At 61.9% G+C, this 18,798-nt stretch carries 14 protein-coding genes; 7 read left to right on the forward strand and 7 right to left on the reverse strand.

Features of this window, described 5'->3' with window-relative positions:
• The first annotated feature begins 126 nt into the window (after positions 1-126).
• Entirely contained in the window at positions 127-1,479 is a 1,353-nt protein-coding gene (locus AB8A38_RS27665; protein ID WP_439088090.1) for an 8-oxoguanine deaminase, read from the forward strand.
• A 111-nt stretch (positions 1,480-1,590) separates the two neighbouring features.
• Positions 1,591-3,906 carry a tetratricopeptide repeat protein gene (locus tag AB8A38_RS27670; protein WP_439088091.1) on the forward strand — a complete coding sequence of 772 codons (2,316 nt, stop codon included), beginning with the start codon at positions 1,591-1,593 and terminating at the stop codon, positions 3,904-3,906.
• A gap of 82 nt (positions 3,907-3,988) precedes the next feature.
• On the opposite strand, the gene AB8A38_RS27675 is transcribed toward AB8A38_RS27670, so the two are convergent.
• Genes AB8A38_RS27675 through AB8A38_RS27690 form a run of 4 tightly spaced genes read right to left on the reverse strand, consistent with a single transcriptional unit; the run spans position 3,989 to position 8,666 of the window.
• A complete protein-coding gene (locus AB8A38_RS27675; RefSeq protein WP_439088092.1) occupies positions 3,989-5,068 on the reverse strand; it encodes a BMP family ABC transporter substrate-binding protein in 1,080 nt (359 codons plus the stop codon).
• A 50-nt stretch (positions 5,069-5,118) separates the two neighbouring features.
• Entirely contained in the window at positions 5,119-6,036 is a 918-nt protein-coding gene (locus AB8A38_RS27680) for an ABC transporter permease (RefSeq protein ID WP_439088093.1), read from the reverse strand.
• On the reverse strand, positions 6,023-7,114 hold the full coding sequence (locus AB8A38_RS27685) for an ABC transporter permease (protein ID WP_439088094.1): 1,092 nt from the start codon (positions 7,112-7,114) through the stop codon (positions 6,023-6,025). The genes AB8A38_RS27680 and AB8A38_RS27685 overlap by 14 nt, the downstream gene beginning before the upstream one ends.
• Positions 7,098-8,666 (reverse strand): ABC transporter ATP-binding protein, encoded by a 1,569-nt coding sequence (locus AB8A38_RS27690; protein ID WP_439088095.1) that lies wholly within the window; start codon positions 8,664-8,666, stop codon positions 7,098-7,100. Before AB8A38_RS27690 ends, AB8A38_RS27685 begins: the two co-directional genes overlap by 17 nt.
• Before the next feature lie 593 nt (positions 8,667-9,259).
• On the opposite strand from AB8A38_RS27690, the gene AB8A38_RS27695 reads away from it, so the two are divergent.
• On the forward strand, positions 9,260-10,306 hold the full coding sequence (locus AB8A38_RS27695; protein ID WP_439088096.1) for a hypothetical protein: 1,047 nt from the start codon (positions 9,260-9,262) through the stop codon (positions 10,304-10,306).
• A 67-nt stretch (positions 10,307-10,373) separates the two neighbouring features.
• Here the strand turns inward: AB8A38_RS27695 and AB8A38_RS27700 are convergent, their stop codons facing one another.
• The gene (locus tag AB8A38_RS27700) at positions 10,374-10,871 is read right to left on the reverse strand and encodes a nucleoside deaminase (RefSeq protein WP_439088097.1); all 498 of its coding nucleotides are present in this window, start codon (positions 10,869-10,871) and stop codon (positions 10,374-10,376) included.
• A gap of 145 nt (positions 10,872-11,016) precedes the next feature.
• Here AB8A38_RS27700 and AB8A38_RS27705 point away from each other — a divergent pair, with 145 nt between their 5' ends.
• The 4 genes from AB8A38_RS27705 to AB8A38_RS27720 all read left to right on the forward strand — a co-directional run bounded on the left by AB8A38_RS27705 (position 11,017) and on the right by AB8A38_RS27720 (position 16,862).
• On the forward strand, positions 11,017-12,285 hold the full coding sequence (locus AB8A38_RS27705; RefSeq protein ID WP_439088098.1) for an allantoate amidohydrolase: 1,269 nt from the start codon (positions 11,017-11,019) through the stop codon (positions 12,283-12,285).
• A 4-nt stretch (positions 12,286-12,289) separates the two neighbouring features.
• Positions 12,290-13,165: a dihydrodipicolinate synthase family protein gene (locus AB8A38_RS27710; RefSeq protein WP_439088099.1), complete on the forward strand. Its 876-nt coding sequence runs from the start codon at positions 12,290-12,292 to the stop codon at positions 13,163-13,165.
• 143 nt (positions 13,166-13,308) lie between these two features.
• The gene (locus AB8A38_RS27715; protein WP_439088100.1) at positions 13,309-15,636 is read left to right on the forward strand and encodes a xanthine dehydrogenase family protein molybdopterin-binding subunit; all 2,328 of its coding nucleotides are present in this window, start codon (positions 13,309-13,311) and stop codon (positions 15,634-15,636) included.
• 158 nt (positions 15,637-15,794) lie between these two features.
• On the forward strand, positions 15,795-16,862 hold the full coding sequence (locus tag AB8A38_RS27720) for an alcohol dehydrogenase (RefSeq protein ID WP_093756673.1): 1,068 nt from the start codon (positions 15,795-15,797) through the stop codon (positions 16,860-16,862).
• A 67-nt stretch (positions 16,863-16,929) separates the two neighbouring features.
• Here the strand turns inward: AB8A38_RS27720 and AB8A38_RS27725 are convergent, their stop codons facing one another.
• The gene (locus AB8A38_RS27725; RefSeq protein WP_315843129.1) at positions 16,930-18,252 is read right to left on the reverse strand and encodes a dicarboxylate/amino acid:cation symporter; all 1,323 of its coding nucleotides are present in this window, start codon (positions 18,250-18,252) and stop codon (positions 16,930-16,932) included.
• A gap of 164 nt (positions 18,253-18,416) precedes the next feature.
• The gene (locus AB8A38_RS27730) at positions 18,417-18,788 is read right to left on the reverse strand and encodes a helix-turn-helix domain-containing protein (protein ID WP_089265251.1); all 372 of its coding nucleotides are present in this window, start codon (positions 18,786-18,788) and stop codon (positions 18,417-18,419) included.
• Between the last annotated feature and the right edge of the window lie 10 nt (positions 18,789-18,798).

Raw genomic sequence — 18,798 nt, forward strand, 5'->3', positions numbered from 1 at the left:
CCTTGAAGTATCATTGTGAACCTTGCAAGACCGACGCCAAGTCGCCGACAATTGCAAAACAAATTGAAGTATTCGTGGCTGGTCCCTGAATTGCAAGGTCGGGTCCATGACCGAAGGAGACGAGCTATGACGGAAACGCAGGCCACCTGGATCAAGGATCCGCTCGGCATTTTTGCCGAGGGGGCCCAGCGCGGCATTGTCGTCAAGGACGGTCGGATTGTCGAACTGGTGCCGGCCGGCGGCCAGCCGGCCACGGCGGATATCGCGACCTATGATGCCAGCACGCATGTGGTGCTGCCGGGGCTGATCAATACGCATCATCATTTCTATCAGACGCTCACGCGCGCCTTGCCGGCGGCGCTGGATCGCGAGCTGTTTCCCTGGCTGCAGGCGCTCTATCCGGTCTGGGCGCGGCTGACGCCCGAGAATCTCCATCTCGGCGTCAGCGTGGCGATGGCGGAATTGCTGCTGTCGGGCTGCACGACGACCACCGATCACCACTATGTGTTTCCCGCAGGTCTCGAAGCGTCCGTCGATATCGAAGTGGCGGTGGCGCAGCGGCTCGGCATGCGCGTGCTGCTGACGCGGGGATCGATGAACCGCTCGCAGCGCGACGGCGGTCTGCCGCCGGACTCGGTGGTGCAGGACGAGGATACGATCCTGGCCGACAGCGAACGGGTGGTGGCGATATTCCATCAGCGCGGCGAGGACGCGATGGTGCAGATAGCGCTGGCGCCGTGTTCGCCATTCTCGGTGACGACGTCATTGATGGCGAGCACCGCGGCGCTGGCGGACAAGCTCGATGTCCGCCTGCATACGCATCTCGGCGAGACCGAGGACGAGAACCGCTATTGCGAGGAGATCTATGGCTGCCGTCCGCTCGACTATCTCGAACAGACCGGCTGGCTGAACAAACGCACATGGCTGGCGCATGGCATCCACTTCAACGCGGGCGAAATGCTGCGGCTCGGCAAGGCGGGGACCACGATCAGCCATTGTTCCTGCAGTAATCAGCTATTGGCCTCCGGCTGCTGCCCGGTCTGCGAGATGGAGGATGCGGGCGTCGGTATCGGCCTCGGTGTCGATGGTTCGGCGTCGAATGACGGATCGAATTTGATGCAGGAAGTGCGCGCCGCATTTCTGCTGCAGCGGGCGCGTTACGGCGTCGGCCGTGTCAGTCACAAGGATGCGCTGCGCTGGGCGACCAAAGGCTCGGCGGCTTGTGTGGGGCGGCCGGAGCTCGGCGAGATTGCCGTCGGCAAAATGGCGGATCTGGCGCTGTTCAAGCTCGACGAGCTGCGCTTCTCCGGCCATGGCGATCCCCTGGCGGCACTCGTGCTGTGCGGCGCGCATCGTGCGGACCGGGTGATGGTGGGCGGTGTCTGGCGCGTGATCGACGGCGCGATCCCGGGGCTCGACGTCGGCGATCTGATCCGCCGGCATAGTGCTGCGGCGAAGGCGATGCAGACACATCAATAAAATTTAGATGTCAAGGGAGGGTGTGAACAAAAAGTGCGCTTTAAAGTCGCAGGCCGTGCTGATAATTGAGAAAAATATTACGGATTTTTCTCAATTCCTTTCGGCACATTCATGTCGGCACCGATCGAGTTCGTTTTTCGGGAAGCTATTGCGTTCTTGCAGTCGGGCCGGCTTGAGGCTGCGGAGCGAGGACTGAGGAAAGTCCTCCGGCAGCAGCCCAGACACATTGCCACGCTCAACCTCCTGAGCGTCGTTCTCAGCCAGTTGAAACGCCATGCCGAAGCGGAGCCATATATCAAGACGGCTCTCCAGCTCGACGCGTCGTCGGATGCAACCTTCTACAATTACGGTCTCGTTCTGAAGGCATTGCAGCGTCCGGCAGAGGCCCTGCAGCGTTTTGACGGAGCGCTGGCGATCAATCCTGCCATTGCCGATAGCTGGAATGGCCGAGGGACCGTTCTCAACGACCTCAAGCGATACGCCGAAGCCATCCTTGCTTTCGACAGGGCCGTCGCCCTGCGTCCGAACTATGCGGAGGCCATCGTCAACAAGGCAAATGCCTTGCTCGGGCTCCGACAATACGGTGACGCGTGCGCGACTTACGATCAGGCACTCGCAATCAATCCGCGTCTTGCCGAAGCATGGCTCGGTCGCGGACGGGCGTTCATCGAACTGGCGCGCGAACGGGACGCCGAGGAGGCTTATGGTCGGGCGCTGGCGCTGAAGCCGGACTGGCCGGAGGCCCTGTGCGCCCTGGCGAGGCTGTTGCTGCAGAATGGCGATATCGCACAGGCGACGCGGCTGTCGTGCCGAGCGCTGGCCGTTCAGGAGACGTTCGAGACGAAAGCGACGGTGGCCGCCTGCCTGCAGTCGCCGCTGCTCCAGCCCGATGCGGGCGATATCAGATCGATCCTGGAGCGCGCGATCTCCGAGGCCTGGGTGAGGCCGTCCACCCTTGCGCCTGCCTGCGCGACCTTTCTCGTGCTCAATGATGCATTGAGATCGGGCATGGCGCGGCTTGCCGATCCGGATGTTCGATCGCAGCCGGCAGAGACGATACTGGCTTCGTCGGAAATCGCGGCGTTTGCCGGGGATTCGTTGCTGCGCAACGTGCTGCAAGCGACACCCGTGTCGAGCCCGTTGCTGGAAAAATTCGCGACGGAACTTCGCTTCGTTCTGCTGAGTGTCGCATACGGCGCATCCAGTGCCGCGGTGCCATCCGCTGTGCTGACGCTGTTCTCTGCCGTCGCGCGGCAGTGCTTCATCAACAGCTATGTCTTTGCGCTATCCGCAACGGAGGCAGAGCACGTGGAGTCGTTGCGGAGCGATGTCGCTGCCAGACTGGCGTCGGGCGCGGCCGTGTCAGCTTTGTCGCTCCTCGCGATTGCCAGCTACATGCCGCTCCATGCTCTCGCCAATCCGGAGCGCCTTCTCGATCGCCGTTGGCCGGGTAGTGTGAGTGCCGTGCTGGATCAGCAGATCCGCGCCTGGCAAGAGGAACGGCGGCTCAGCTCCCTCATGCCGGCCTTGACGCCTGTCGAGGACGACGTGTCGTTGCAGGTCCGCAGCCACTATGAGGAGCATCCCTATCCGCAGTGGCTCGCTGCGGAGCCGGTTGGTCCATCAACGACGCTGGATGCGTTTCTCTCCGAACAATTTCCTGACTCGTCCTTCATGCCTGGTGGCAAGGAGGGGGCGATCGACATCCTGGTGGCTGGTTGCGGCACGGGCCGCTCGGCCATCCACGCGGCACAGAGATTCCGTGACGCGCAGGTCCTCGCCATCGATCTCAGTTTGAAATCGCTGAGTTATGCGCAGCGGCAGGCGCGTGCGCTCGGCATCCGCAATCTGCGCCATGCCCATGCCGACATTATGAAATTGTCGTCGATCGGCCACACGTTCGAGATGATCGAATCGAGCGGTGTGCTGCACCATCTCGCCGATCCATTCGCTGCATGGCGCATATTGGTGTCGCTGTTGAAGCCCGGCGGGGTGATGCAGATCGCGCTGTATAGCGAGATGGCCAGACGGGACATCGTCGCCGCGCGCGCATTCATCGCGGAGCGTGGCTATCGGCCCGTACCCGCGGACATTCGTCTCTGCCGGCAGGAATTGCTCGCCTGCGAGGACGGCACGCCGCTCAGGAACGTGACATTGACATCGGATTTCTACAGCCTGAGCGATTGCCGCGACCTGCTGTTTCACGGGCAGGAACATCGCATGACACTGCCGCAGATCGAACGGTTCCTGAGTGACAACGATCTGCGGTTTCTCGGCTTCGATATCGACGCCGCGACGAAGCGAAAATATCGTCAGCGATGTCCTGCAGACATTGCCATGACCGATCTCGGGTCGTGGCATGTGTTCGAAACCGAGAACCCCTATACATTCATTTCGATGTATCAGTTCTGGGTTCAGAAGATGTGATGCGTCGGAGCGGGTCTCCGACGCTCATCAACGAGATATCCGGACGCTGTCGTCCGGATATCTCGCGAGGGGCCGGGGCTCGTTACTTCCCCGGGATCTTGTCGTCGATGCCCTTCACATAGAAGTTCATGCCGAGCACCTGACCGGGATCGAGGGCGTCGCCGCCCTTGCATTCCACTTCCTTGCCGTCCTGTCCCATGATCGGGCATTTGAACGGCTTCAGCGTGCCGGCGATGATGGCGGCTTCGGTGTCCATCGCCATCTTCTTCACGTCATCCGGCATGTTGGTATAGGGCGCCATCACGACCATCTTCTCTTTCAGGCCGGCCCAGGTGTCTTCCGACTTCCAGGTGCCATCGAGGGCCGCCTTGACGCGTTCCACGTAATACGGACCCCAGTTGTTGGTGACGGCAGTGAGCTGCGTCTTCGGGCCGAACTTGATCATGTCGGAGTCCTGGCCGAAGGCGAGGGCGCCGCGCTCTGAGGCGACCTGCATGGCGGCCGGCGAGTCCGTGTGCTGCATGATCACGTCGGCGCCCTGATCAAGCAGCGCCTTGGCGGCGTCGGCTTCCTTGCCGGGATCGAACCAGGTGTTGACCCAGATGATCTTGATCTTGATATCCGGATTGATCTTCTGCGCCGCGAGCATGGTGGCATTGATGCCTGAGATCACTTCCGGGATCGGGAACGAGCCGATATAGCCGAGCACGCCCTTCTTCGACATCTTGGCGGCGATCTGGCCCTGAATGTAGCGGCCTTCGAAGAAGCGGCCGGAATAGCTCGACATGTTCTTGTCGCGCTTGAAGCCGGTGGCGTGTTCGAACATCACCTTGGGATGGCGCTTGGCGACCTTCAGCGTCGGGTCCATGTAACCGAACGATGTCGTGAAGATCAGCTGGTTGCCGGCGCGCGCGAGCTGCTCGATGGAGCGCTCGGAGTCCGGGCCTTCGCTGACGTTCTCGAGATAGGTGGTCTCGATCTTGTCGCCGAATTCCTTGACGATCATCTGGCGGCCGACTTCGTGCTGATAGGTCCAGCCGAAATCGCCGACCGGGCCGATATAGACGAAGCCGACTTTCAGCTTGTCGGCAGCGACGGCTGCACCCAATCCGAGGCCGGTGGCCAGCAGAATGGCGGCCGCTGCAAGTGCTTTCCTGTTCATACGCGTCTCCTGTTTGTCGAAAGATGTTCTGTCGTGCGTCGTCGAATGTGTTAGCGGTCAGGTACGAACACGGTGCCGAGTGCGGCCGGCGCCGTGGAGCCGCCGCTGCGGGTGCGCGAGATCAGCACCAGCACGACGACGGTTGCGAGATAGGGCAGTGCGGACATCAATTGCGAGGGCACGCCGACGCCCCAGCCTTGCGCGTGCAGTTGCAAGATCGAGACCGCGCCGAACAGATAGGCGCCGATCACCAGCCGGCCCGGCAGCCATGAGGCGAACACCACCAGCGCCAGCGCGATCCAGCCGCGGCCGGCGGTCATGCCGGGCACGAAGAACGGCGTATAGGCCAGCGGCAGATAGGCGCCGGCCAGACCCGCGCAGCCGCCGCCGAACATCACGGCGAACATGCGGATCTTCAACACGGGATAGCCGAGCGCATGGGCGGAGACGTGATTGTCGCCGATGGCGCGAAGGACCAGTCCGGCGCGGGTACGGTAGAGGAAATAGGAGATGGCAAGGATCAGCGCGATCGAGACATAGACGAAGCCATCCTCGCCGAACAGGATCTTGCCGACGAAGGGCAGCGTCGTCAGGCCAGGAATGTACAAACGCGGCGCGGTCGCGATGCGCTCGCCGACAAAGCCGGCGCCGATCAGGCCGGAGACGCCGATGCCCAGGATTGTGAGCGCGAGACCGGTCGCGACCTGATTGACGGCAAGGCCGAGCGTCATCAGTGCAAATACCAATGAGAGCGCGACGCCTGCAAAAATCCCGCATAGTGCCCCGATGAAGGTCGAGCCGGTGGCCCAGGCGCCGGCAAAGCCGCAGGCGGCGCCGACGATCATCATGCCTTCGACGCCGAGATTGAGCACGCCGGCACGTTCCACCAGCAGCTCACCGGAGGCGGCGAGCAGCAGCGGCGTCGACGCCGCAAGCACGGCAAGGATGATGGCCTCAAGCAGCTCCATCGGCGGCCTTTCGCTGCGGCATGATGAGCCTGATCCTGTACAGAATGAGACTGTCGCAGGCGAGCACATAGAACAGCAGGATGCCCTGAAACACCTTGGTGATATCGAGTGGGATCTTCATGGCGATCTGCGCTTGCTCCCCGCCGATAAATGTCAGCGCCAGGAAAAGCCCTGCAATTAGTATTCCAACCGGGTTGAGCCGTCCGAGAAATGCAACGATGATCGCGGTGAAGCCGTAACCCGGCGAGATGCCGGGCTGCAGATGACCGACGGGGCCGGCGACTTCGATGATGCCCGCGAGGCCGGCCAGCGCGCCGGAGATCGCGAAAGTCAGCAGCACGAGCTGGTTGGATGAGAAGCCGCCGAAGCGGGCCGCCCGAGGCGCTGCGCCAACCACGCGAATTTCAAAACCCTTGATGGTGCGGCCGAGCAGGACGGCAGCGGCAACAACGATCACCAGTGCGATGACCGCGCCGAGATGCAGCCGCCCGCCTTCGAACAGCAAGGGCACGGTGGCGACCGGATCGAATTCGGCAGTGGTCGGAAAGTTGAAGCCGGCGGGATCGCGCCATGGGCCGCGGACGAGATAATCCAGCAGCAGATCGGCGACATAGACCAGCATCAGACTGACGAGAATTTCGCTGGCGCCGAAGCGCACCTTGCAGAAGGCCGGGATCAGCGCATAGAGCGCGCCCGCGATGGCGCCGAGCAGCATCATTGCCGGCAACACCCAGACGCCGGCATCGGTGCCATGGGTCTTCACCGCAAGCCAGCTGCCCGCCACGGCACCGACGAGGAACTGTCCCTCTGCGCCGATGTTCCAGACATTGGCGAGATAACAGAGCGAGAGGCCGATGGCGATCATCACCAAAGGCGCGGCTTTCACCGCAAGCTCCTGCAGCGAATAGGCGTCGGTCAGCGGCGTGATGAAATAGACGTTGAGCGCGGCGATCGGATTCTTGCCGATGATCACGAACAGGATGCTCATGGTCACGATGGTGAGCCCGATGGCAATCAGCGGCGATACCAGCGCGATGATGGTCGATCGCTCCGCGCGCTTCTCAAGCACCAACTGCATCGGGCACGTCCTTTGGCGTGAGTGCACTGCCGCCCATCAGCAAGCCCAGCGTTTCCCTGTCCGCATCGGCCGTCATTAACGGTTCGGAGAGACGGCCGTGGAACATCACAGCGATGCGGTCGGCGATATCAGCGAGTTCGTCAAGGTCCTGGCTGGTGACGAGGATGGCAGCGCCCGCAGCGGCAAGATCGAGCAATGCCTGACGGATCACAGCGGCAGCGCCGGCATCGACGCCCCAGGTCGGCTGACTCACCACCAGCACGATGGGATTGCGCAGGATCTCGCGGCCGACGATGAATTTCTGCAGGTTGCCGCCGGAGAGGCTGGCGGCTTCCGGATCGCGCTTGGCCTTGCGGACGTCGAAACTCGCGGTGGCGCGGTCGACAGTTGCGAGTGTTGCCGCCGTATTGATGAAGCCGTTCTGCACCATGCCTGACGCGGCGTGGCCGGTGAGCAGCGCGTTTTCCGATAATCTCATGCGCGGCGCGGTGCCGTGGCCGAGCCGCTCTTCGGGAACGAAGGCCGCGCCGAGCTTGCGGCGCGCGGTGATCGACAGATGTCCGGCGGCGTGACCGTCGATGACGATGGTGCCGGGATCTTTGGCGAGACGCTCGCCGGAGAGCGCCGCGAAGAACTCGTCCTGGCCGTTGCCAGCGACGCCGGCGATGCCAAGGATCTCGCCGCCCTTCAGCTCCAGCGAGATGTTCTTCAGATGCACGCCATGTGGTTCGTCGGGCGCGAGGCTGAGATCGTTGACCACGAGCCGTGGCACCGTCGTCTGCCGGTTGGCGGCGGCTTTCACCTGCTTGATCTCGGTGCCGACCATCATGCGCGCCAGCGATGCCGCAGTTTCCTCGCGCGGTAGACAGGTCGAGATCTTCTTGCCGCCGCGCAGGATGGTGGCGGTGTCGCAGAGCCGTTTCACTTCGTCCAGCTTGTGGCTGATGTAAAGGATCGCGCGGCCTTCCGACTTCAGGCGTTCCAGCACGACGAAGAGCTGATCGGCCTCCTGCGGCGTCAGCACGGCGGTGGGCTCGTCGAGGATCAGGAATTTCGGATTCTGCATCAGCACGCGCACGATCTCGATGCGCTGACGTTCGCCGACCGAGAGTTGCCAGACCTCGCGCTTCGGATCGAGCGGCAGGCCATATTGCTGCGACACCTGTTCGAGCCGGGCCGACATCGTCTTGAAGGATTCCTTGCCGTCGAGACCGAGTGCAACGTTCTCGGCGACGGTGAGATTGTCGAACAGCGAGAAGTGCTGGAACACCATGCCGATGCCGCGGGCGCGCGCATCATGCGGACCGGCCAGCACCATCTTCTCGCCCTGCCAGAGCATCTCGCCTTCGCTCGGCTGGATCAGGCCGTAGATGGTTTTGACGAGTGTGGATTTGCCGGCGCCATTCTCGCCGAGCAGCGCGTGGATTTCCTGCGGACGGATCGCGATGTCGATGGCGTCGTTGGCAAGGAAACTGCCATAGCGCTTGGTCAGACCGATGGTCTGCAGCAGTACCGTCTCCGAACGCGCGTGTCCCGATCCCGAATCCAACATTCGTTACTCACGCGTGAGATGGAGGTTTGCGGCAAGTGTGTGCCGGATTGGAATGCAGCGTAAATCTCGAATAAGCGCCAGCGCCTGCCTTATTTTTGGACTGGATCGATTTCTTGGGCGATTCTTGCCGACGCGATCGCGGGAGGCTTGGGCTTTTCATTGATTAAATGAAGTTTATTCGACTCTCGCATTGTATACTTGGCCTGAAGTGTTGCAGTTCTGGTACACCTCTAACGAATTCGAGACCTGGATTTTCTCGTATGTTGAGAAGTTGGGCAGTGATTTTCTTGCGGTGCAAACACGGAATCACGGTGTGAATTCACCATCGGAGCTTCGCTCGGAAGCCTGCGACAGAACGTCGCAAAATACCAATCTTTACAGCCTCTAAGCACGTGTCTCGCATGCGCTGGTGTGGTGCCATTTCACCGCTCTGAAAACACGATGCTTCAAGCATAAAATACTGATTTCGCTAGGCATCCCTGATGAAATCGATGGCAACTATTGGAAAAAGTTGAGGCTTCTCCCCCGGACTGATTGCAACAACTCTCGCGCGAGACGCACGCAATCATTGTCAACAGGTGGGGGTAATTCCAATGTTCAATCGTTTCCGAGCAATCGCAGCCGCGACGTTGCTGTCGCTAACAGCCATGGTGCCGACGGGCTCGGCAGGCGCCGCCGACGTGGCGTCCATGCCGGTCAAGGCAAAGCCGATCCCGGATCTGCCGTTCTTCCTGCTGATCGATAACCGCTTCACTTATGCCTATCAGTGGGGGGCGGTCGATCCCGGCGTCACCGCCAAGACCACCAAGCAGGTCTTTGCGTTCACGCATTTCGACGTGTGGACCTACGGTACCAACTTCTTCAACATCGGCCTCGAGAAGGCGGGCAAGAGCAGCCCGGCCAATCCCTGCGGCGATCCGCTGCGTCCGATTACCGGTTGCGAAGGCGCGACGGAAATTTACGGCCTGATCCGCAGCACCATCGGCTTCAACGAGGTCTTCAACACTAAGGCCTTCTCGATGGGGCCGCTGCGCAACGTGTCGTTCGTCATCGGCGCGGACGGCAGCACAGAAAACCGGTTCTTCTCCGCATCCAAGCGCGACGTCGTGACCGGTCTGCAGTTCGCTTTCGACCTGCCCTACAAGGGCTTCTTCAACGTCAACCCGCTGCTCTATTACGAATTCGCCAATCGCAGCACGTTCACGCAGTGCGGCTATGCCGGTGCGCCCGGCCAGATCCCCGGCGTGTCCTGTAACATCGATGGCAACCGCCAGTTCAACCCGACCTGGGCCGTTGAACTCAACTACTACATGGATCTCGGCTTCCTGCCGCCGAGCATGGACTATTTCGCGATCAGCGGCCGCGCCGGCTTCTACGGGCCGAAAGGTTCGGAGAACGGCCAGATCATCGGCACGGCAACCAAGATGGAGATCAACGCCGAACCGATCCGTCTGACCTTCGACGCCAGCAAGGCCATCTGGGGACCGAAATACACTCACAATGTCGACGTGTGGGTGGCCTATCGGCTCTGGCGGAACAAGTTCGGCCTGGATGAGAATGCCAGCCTGCCGTGCACCACGTTTGCGCCCGGATCGTGCCGCGAGGACTCGCTGTATTCCGGCGTCACCGTCAAGTTCTGATCTGGCCTGATATCGATACGAAAACGGCGCCGCATGAATTGCGGCGCCGTTTTCATGTCGACACGATCTAGCCCTGATGCGCCCAGAAGTTTTCGTGCTGCGCGGCTGCCTCATCTTCCAGCAGTGGTCCGACGACCTCGATGCTCTTCTGCCCTGCCGCAAACACGTTGCGGCAAGGCAGATCCAGCGTGGGATTTTCCGGATGGTCGCCGGTGATCGCCTTGAGCCTGGCTTCGCCGAGCCCATAAACCAGCCGTCCAATGCCGACCCAATAGATCGCGCCGGCGCACATGGCGCAGGGTTCGGCCGACGAATACAGCGTGAAGGTCTTCAGCTCGGTCTCGTCATAGGCAATCGAGGCCTCCGTACACAGCAGCCGCTCCGCATGGGCGGTGCCGTCATGGGAGGGCATGAAGGCGTTACCGGCTTCCATCAGGACCTTGCCGTTTGCATCGACCAGGATCGCGCCGAACGGATGGTTGCCGCGCTCCATGGCTTTGCGCGCAGCGTCGAAAGAAAGCCTGAGAAAGGCTTCATCCCTGCTCGACGAGTCTTGTTTTGGCATCAGGGGGCTCCTGTCGTCCGGGCGTCAAAATCTGCTAGCTTCCCGCGAAGCCAACCGCGGATTCGCTTTGGCCCGCTGGTCGCACTAATATTTACGACCTGGATCATTCAAGTCCCAGCCGGGCCTATGGTCCGAACAAAGAAGCATGATTGCGATGGAAGAGAAAGTCGTCGGAGCTTCCGGCCAATCGCTCGGCGGCGAGATCGTCGAACGCATCAACGCGCTGGCTGCGATTTCGGAAGCGCCGGACAACATCACGCGAATATTCCTTACACCGGAACATCGTGCGGCCGCCGAACTGATCATCGGCTGGATGCAGGCAGCTGGCATGCGGGCGCGGATCGATGCGATCGGCAATGTCTGCGGACGCTACGAAGGCGACCGGCCCGGTCTGCCGTGCCTGATGCTCGGCTCCCATTACGACACCGTGCGCGATGCCGGCCGCTGGGACGGGCCGCTCGGGATCATCACGGCGATTTCCTGTGTCGGCGATCTCAATCGTCGCGGCCTGCGTCTACCCTTCGCCATCGAGATCGCTGCCTTTGCTGACGAGGAGGGCGTGCGCTTTGCCTCGACGCTGCTCGGCAGCCGCGCGGTAGCCGGGACTTTTGTCGAGAGCGTGCTCGGTGGCCGCGACAATGCGGGTATCTCGATGCGCGAGGCGATGATCACCTTCGGCCTCGATCCCGATCACGTCGGCGCCGCAGCGCGCGCCCCCGGCGAATTGCTGGCCTATCTCGAACTGCATATCGAGCAGGGGCCGGTGCTTGAAGCACAGAAGCTTCCGGTGGGTGTCGTGACTGCCATTTCGGGTGCGACACGTCTCGCAGTCGAATTGCACGGCACGGCCGGTCATGCTGGCACGGTACCCATGGCGATGCGGCGCGATGCATTGGTGGGCGCTGCCGAATGTATCGTTGCGATCGAGGAGTTCTGCCAGTCGGACCGTGGAGGTCTTGTCGGCACCGTCGGTTATATCAACGCGATGCCGGGTGCGACCAATGTCATTCCCGGGCTGGTATCGTTCACCATGGATATCCGATCGCCGAAGGATTCCTATCGCAAGCTCGCCATCACCGACATGGTGCGCGAGATCGATTCGATCGCCAAAGCGCGCAAGCTCGATCTGCAGATCAATATCACCCACGAGAATCGCACGGTGCCGTGTGCGCCCTGGCTGCAGAAGCAGATCGCCGATGCAATTACTTCCGAGGGTCATCGCGCGTTCGAGCTGCCGAGCGGGGCCGGCCATGACGGTATGGCGATGACCGACATTACCGATGTGGCGATGCTGTTCGTGCGCTGTCGCGGCGGTATCAGCCACAATCCTGCCGAGCATGTGGACGATGCGGATGTCGAGGTCGGCGCGCGCGTATTGTTGCGCGTGATCGAGAATTTCAAGCCGAAGGCCTGATGCGATGGCAGATTTTCATGGCGTGTTTCCCTATCTCGTCTCGCCCGCCGACGATGAGGGGCGTATCCGCACCGATGTGCTGGGCCGCCTGTGCGGCGATCTCATCAGCGCGGGCGTGCATGGTCTGACGCCGCTCGGCTCGACCGGCGAATTCGCCTATCTCAATCGCGAGCAGCGCAGGACGGTGGTGCAGGCCACGATCGAGGCGGCAGGGGGACGCGTGCCGGTAGTGGCAGGCGTGGCATCGACTTCGACGGTCGATGCGGTGGCGCAGGCGAAGTCCTATCAGAAGCTCGGCGCGAGCGGCATCCTGGCTATTCTCGAAACGTATTTTCCGCTCAAGGATGCGCAGATCGAATCCTATTTCCGCGCCATCGCCAATGCCGTCGATATTCCCGTGGTGATCTACACCAATCCGCAATTCCAGCGTTCGGATCTGACGCTCGACGTTGTGGCGCGGCTCGCCGAGCATCCGCGCATCCAGTATATCAAAGATGCCTCCACCAATACCGGCCGGCTGTTGTCGATCATCAACCGCTGCGGCGACAAACTGAAAGTGTTTGCCGCCTCAGCGCATATTCCGTCGGCCGTCATGCTGATTGGCGGCGTCGGCTGGATGGCGGGCCCGGCCTGCGTCGTGCCGAGGCAGAGCGTTGAACTCTACAATCTCTGCAAGGCGCACCGCTGGGACGAGGCCATGGTCCTGCAACGGCGGATGTGGCGACTCAACGAGGCCTTTGCGCGCTATAATCTGGCCGCCTGCATCAAGACCGGCCTTGCGATCCAGGGCTATGAGGTCGGCGATCCCGTCGCCCCGCAGCCGGCCCTGACCGTGGACGAGCGCAAGGTGATCGAGGCCGTTTTGCAGGATGTCGGCTGATCGGTTTGTCGGCAACAGGACGGGCAAAAAGGGCCGTCCCCGCATGCGCATCCGGAGTTCAGCCCTGTGTGGCGGGCATGTTGGCTCACGCGGTATTTCTGGGCTAGAACGGCTCCAGCCTGTTTGCACCTGAAGGACGTCTGATGAACATTCTGCCCGGCAATATGCGCTTCGGCGCGGGTCTTTCTCCCAAGCGTCTCGAAGATCAAAGACTTCTCACCGGGCAAGGCAAGTTCATCGACGACAAGCCGGAAGACGGCGCGCTGTGGCTGCATCTGCTGCGCTCGCCGCATGCCCATGCGAAGATCACCGCCATCGATGTCACCGCCGCCAAGGCGATGCCCGGTGTCGAGGCGATCTACACGGGCGCGGATCTCGTGGCCGACGATGTCGGCACGCTGCCGACGCTGCCGATCTTCAAGCGTCCTGATGGCTCGGCGGCGACCTTTCCGCCGCGCCGGTTGCTCGCGCATGAGACCGTGCGGTTCGCCGGCGAAGCCGTGGCAGCGATCGTCGCCACGTCACGTGCCGCTGCCCAGCTCGCGGCCGAGGCGATCGACATCAGCTATGACGTCCTGCCTGCGGTGGTCGATCCCGTCGAGGCGATGAAGCCCGGTGCGGCGGTGGTCTGGCCGGACGCACCGGACAATATCGTTGCAGCCACAAGCTATGGCGATCCTGCCAAGGTGGAGGCTGCTTTTGCCGCTGCCAAGCATACGGTGTCGCTGGACATCGTGAGCCAGCGCCTCGTGCCATCGGCCATGGAGCCGCGCTCGACCATCGCTGAAGTCGACAAGAAGTCCGGCAAGTTGACCCTGTACGTGCAGTCGCAGACCCCGGCATCGACCCGCGATATCCTTGCCGACGCGGTGCTCAAGCGTCCGAAGGAATCGATCCGTGTGGTGGTGGGCGATATCGGCGGCGGTTTCGGACAGAAGACGAGCCTGTATCCCGAAGACGGCGTCGTCGCCTATGTGGCCGTGAAGCTGAACAAGACGATCCGCTGGCGCGGCGATCGCACTGATGAATTCGTCGGCGGGACTCATGGTCGCGATCTGACCTCGACGGCAGAACTCGCGCTCGATGCCAAGGGGCGGGTTTTGGCCTATCGCGTGCGTTCGATCGGCGGCACCGGCGCCTATATGTCGGCGACCGCTGTCATAATTCCGCTGGTGCTGGGGCCGTTCGTGCAGACCGGCGTCTACGACCTGCAGAACGTGCATTACGACATCAAGGCCGTCATCACGAACACCGCGCCGGTGGGCGCCTATCGCGGTGCCGGGCGTCCGGAAGCCGTGTTCATCATCGAGCGCTTGATGGATGCCGCCGCACGGCAGATGGGCATGGATCCGCGGGCAATCCGCAAGGTGAACTACATCAAGCCGACGCAGTTTCCCTACAAGAACGCCGTCGGCCAGACCTATGACAGCGGCGCCTTCGCGCACATGCTCGACCGCGCCACCGAATTGTCGGATTGGGACGGCTTCGCCGCGCGCAAGAAAGCGGCGAAGAAGAAGGGCCTGCTCTACGGCCGCGGGCTGACCAGCTACATCGAATGGACCGGTGGCCCGGGCACCACCGAGAAGGTCAGCCTGCGCGCGACGGCCAATGGCCGCGTCATCCTGCATTCCGGCACCATGGCGATGGGGCAGGGCCTGCAGACCGCCTATTCGCAGCTCGTCTCTGAAGCGCTCGGCATTGGCATTGACAAGATCGATGTGATCCAGGGCGATACCGATGTGATCGTCGGCATGGGCAGTGTCGGTTCGCGTTCGTTGTTTGTTGGCGGCACTGCGGCGGTGGTGTCGGCCGCCGATATGATCGCCAAGGCGCGCGAGAAGGCGGCCAACATGCTCGAAGCCTCGGTGGAGGACATCGAGTATTCCGCAGGCTTCCTCACCGTCGTCGGTACCGACAAGCGCGTTGGCCTGTTCGAGATCGCGAAGGCTGAAGACGGTGAACAGCTCAGCGTCGAGTCCACCGGCGTGGCGGATGGCCCGACCTGGCCGAACGGCACGCATATCTGCGAGGTTGAGATCGATCCGGAGACCGGCATCACCAATGTCGTTCGCTACACCACGGTCGACGATGTCGGCGTGGCGGTGAATCCGATGCTGGTGACCGGCCAGATCCACGGCGGCGTGGCGCAAGGCATCGGCCAGGCGCTGTTCGAGAACGTTCATTACGACGAGGACGGCCAGCTCATCACCGCCAGCTATCAGGACTACTGCATTCCGCGCGCCGGTGACCTGCCACCCCTGTCAGTGACATTGGATGGTTCGGCACCCTGCATCACCAATCCGATCGGCTCGAAGGGCTGCGGCGAATCCGGCGCGATCGGTGGTCCACCCTGCATCGTCAATGGCGTGCTGGATGCGCTGCAACCACTGGGCATCACGCAGCTCAATACGCCGCTGTCGCCCATCAAGGTGTGGGAAGCGATCAGGAGCGCAAGCGCAACGCATGGCTGAAACCCTGCAGGATGGGTAGAGCGTCGTCGCGAAACCCATCATGATCGGGTTCTATGCGATGGGTTTCGCGGAGTTTATCATCGGGCGCGCTTCGCGCGACCCGTTGGCTCTACCCATCCTGCGGATAACAAGAAACTTCAACCGGGAGAGAAAACACAATGAAGAGCTTCAAGGTTCTCGAATTCAACGAACCGCTCGGCGAGGTCGACGAGCAGACCCCGCAGCCGACCGGCACGCAGGTGCTGATCCGCGTGAAGGCTGCTGGCGTCTGCCATAGCGACCTGCACATCTGGGAAGGCGGCTATGAACTCGGCCACGGCCGCAAGAAGCTGTCGCTGAAGGATCGCGGCATCACGCTGCCGCGCACCATGGGTCACGAGACTGTCGGCGAAGTCATCGCCTTCGGTCCGGATGCGCAGCAGGAAGCCGGCGGCGTCAAGATTGGTGATATCGCGCTGGCCTATCCATGGATCGGCTGCGGCAAATGTGCGGTCTGTCTCGCCGGTGACGAGAATCTCTGCCTCGCGCCGCGCTGCCTCGGCGTACATTGCGACGGCGGTTATTCGGATCACCTCCTGGTGCCGCATCCGCGCTACCTGATCGACCTCAAGGGCATGGATCCGGTCATCGCCGCGCCCTACGCCTGCTCGGGCGTCACTACCTATAGCGCGCTGAAGAAGATCGAGAGCGATCTCGGCAATCCGATCGTGATCTTCGGCGCTGGCGGCCTCGGCCTGATGGCGCTTGAACTGTTGAAGGCGATGGGCGGCAAGGGCGCCATCGTTGTCGATATCGATGCGCGAAAGCGCGAGGCGGCGATCAAGGCCGGCGCTCTGGCGGCCGTGGACGGCAATGCGCCCGACGCGCTCGAGCAGCTTGCCAAGGCCGCCGGTCAGCCGATCCTGTCGGTGATCGATCTGGTCGGCACTCCGTCGACGACGCAGCTCGGCTTTGACGTGCTCTCCAAGGGCGGCAAGTTGATCATGGTCGGCCTGTTCGGTGGCGGCGCCACCTGGGCGCTGCCGCTGATTGCCATGAAGGCGTTGACCATCCAGGGCAGCTATGTCGGCAATCTCCGCGAGACGAAGGAATTGCTGGAGCTGGTGCGCACCAAGAAGGTGCAGCCAATCCCGACGAGCCCGATGCCGCTCGCAAAGGCCAATGCGGCGCTGAACGACCTGAAAGACGGCAAGCTGGTCGGCCGTGCGATCCTTACGCCGGCGTAAGGTTGAAGCATTCGTTCTGATATCGAGAAGCGGCCTTCGGGCCGCTTCTTTTTTGTTCCGAAGGCAATTAGCCGGCCGTTACATCCACGAGCTCTTCGCCATCCAACACACGCTTCGCCTTGGCATGGTCGAGGTCGCCTTCCCATGCACCGACCACGACGGTGGCAACGCAGTTGCCGATCAGGTTACCGAGCGCGCGGGCCATGCCGATGAACCAGTCTACCGACAGCACCAGCACGAGGCCGATGGCGGGAATGCTCGGCACGGCATTCAGCGTCGCGGCAAGGATCACGATCGCTGAGCCCGGTACGCCATGGGCGCCTTTCGATGTGACGAGTGAGACGCCGAGCACCAGCATGAGGTCGCCGAAGGACAGCGGTGTATTCGTGGCCTGCGCGATGAACACGACGGCCAGCGTCAGATAGATCGAGAAGGCGTCAAGATTGAACGAGTATCCGGTCGGGATCACGAGGCCGACCACGTTGTCCTTGACGCCAAGCCGTTCGAGTTTGCGCATGACCTGGGGCAGCACCGCATCCGATGAGGCGGTGGCGAGCACAATGGTGAGCTCCTCGCGCAGATAGTTTAGGAATTTGATGATGTTCAGCCCGGCCAGCGCCATCACGCCGCCGAGCACGCCGAAGACGAAGATCGCGACCGAGACATAGAACAGCACCACCAGCGAGACGAGTTGCTTCAGCGATCCGACGCCGTAGCGTCCGACCGTATAGGCGACAGCGCCGAGCACACCGATCGGGGCGAGGCGAACGATCAATCCCATGGCGCGAAACAGAACGGTCGATACGGCTTCGATGAAACTGGAGATGCGCTCGCCTTTCTCGCCGCCGACCAGCGCCAGGCTGGTGCCGAACAGGATCGCGAAAAAGAGCACTTGAAGCACGTCATTGCGCGCCAGCGCGTCGAACGAGGTGGTCGGAATGATGTTGAGCAGGAAGCTGCCGATGCCACCGCCCTGCAGCTTGTGAGCGTTGTCTGCGACCGTCGTGAGTGCCTTGCCGTCGAGCGAGGCCGGATTGATGTTCATGCCGTGGCCCGGACCGAACAGATAGGCCAGCACCAGGCCGACAACGAGCGCCAGCGTCGTCATGACCTCGAAATAGATCAGCGCCTTGACGCCAACCCTGCCGACCTTCTTGAGGTCGCCGGCACCCGCAATCCCATGCACCACCACACAGAACACGATGGGGGCCACAATCATGGAGATGAGTTTGAGGAACGCGTCGCTGAAGACCTTCAGGCCGACGGCGAAGTCCGGCACGGCGATGCCAAGGACGATGCCGAGCAGCAGGGCGACGAGCACCTGCACGAAGAGCGAGTGATAGAGAGGCTTGCGGACTGGTTCGATGGCGGTAATCGTAGCTGTAGACATGGTTCGCTCCCCCTGAGGTTCACGAATATTCCAGCAACAACTGTGCCACCGCTAGGTGCAGACCTGCAAAAATCTCGCCGCGGTTACGGCGAGTTCTTTTCGTGTCGAGGGGGATTGAAATCGAGCCGATCAGCGGCCGGGTCGCTCCGGCGGCCATGCGACGATTACTTCTCTTCGTCGGCGATCGCTTCCATCAGGACGACCATCTGGCGCTGGACCGTCTGGCTCTTGATGCGGCTGTAAGCACGAAGCAAGCGGAGGCTGAAAGCGCTATCGAGGAACAGCAAGCTTTCCACTTCGCGGCTCTTGCCATCGCCATCGTAGAAGAAGGTGACCGGCACATCGAGCGCCGTCGCAATCTGCTGAAGACGCGCAGCGCCAACGCGATTGACACCTTTCTCGTACTTCTGAACCTGCTGGAAGCTGACGCCCAGCTTTTCGCCTAAATCCGCCTGCGAAATTTTCTGCTCAACACGACGCAGACGGATCCTCTTGCCCATCTCAATGTCGGGTTTGCCGGCGCTACGTTGCTTCATTCGTCACCAT

The sequence above is a fragment of the Tardiphaga sp. 839_C3_N1_4 genome, from assembly GCF_051811045.1.
Classification (GTDB): Bacteria; Pseudomonadota; Alphaproteobacteria; order Rhizobiales; family Xanthobacteraceae; genus Tardiphaga.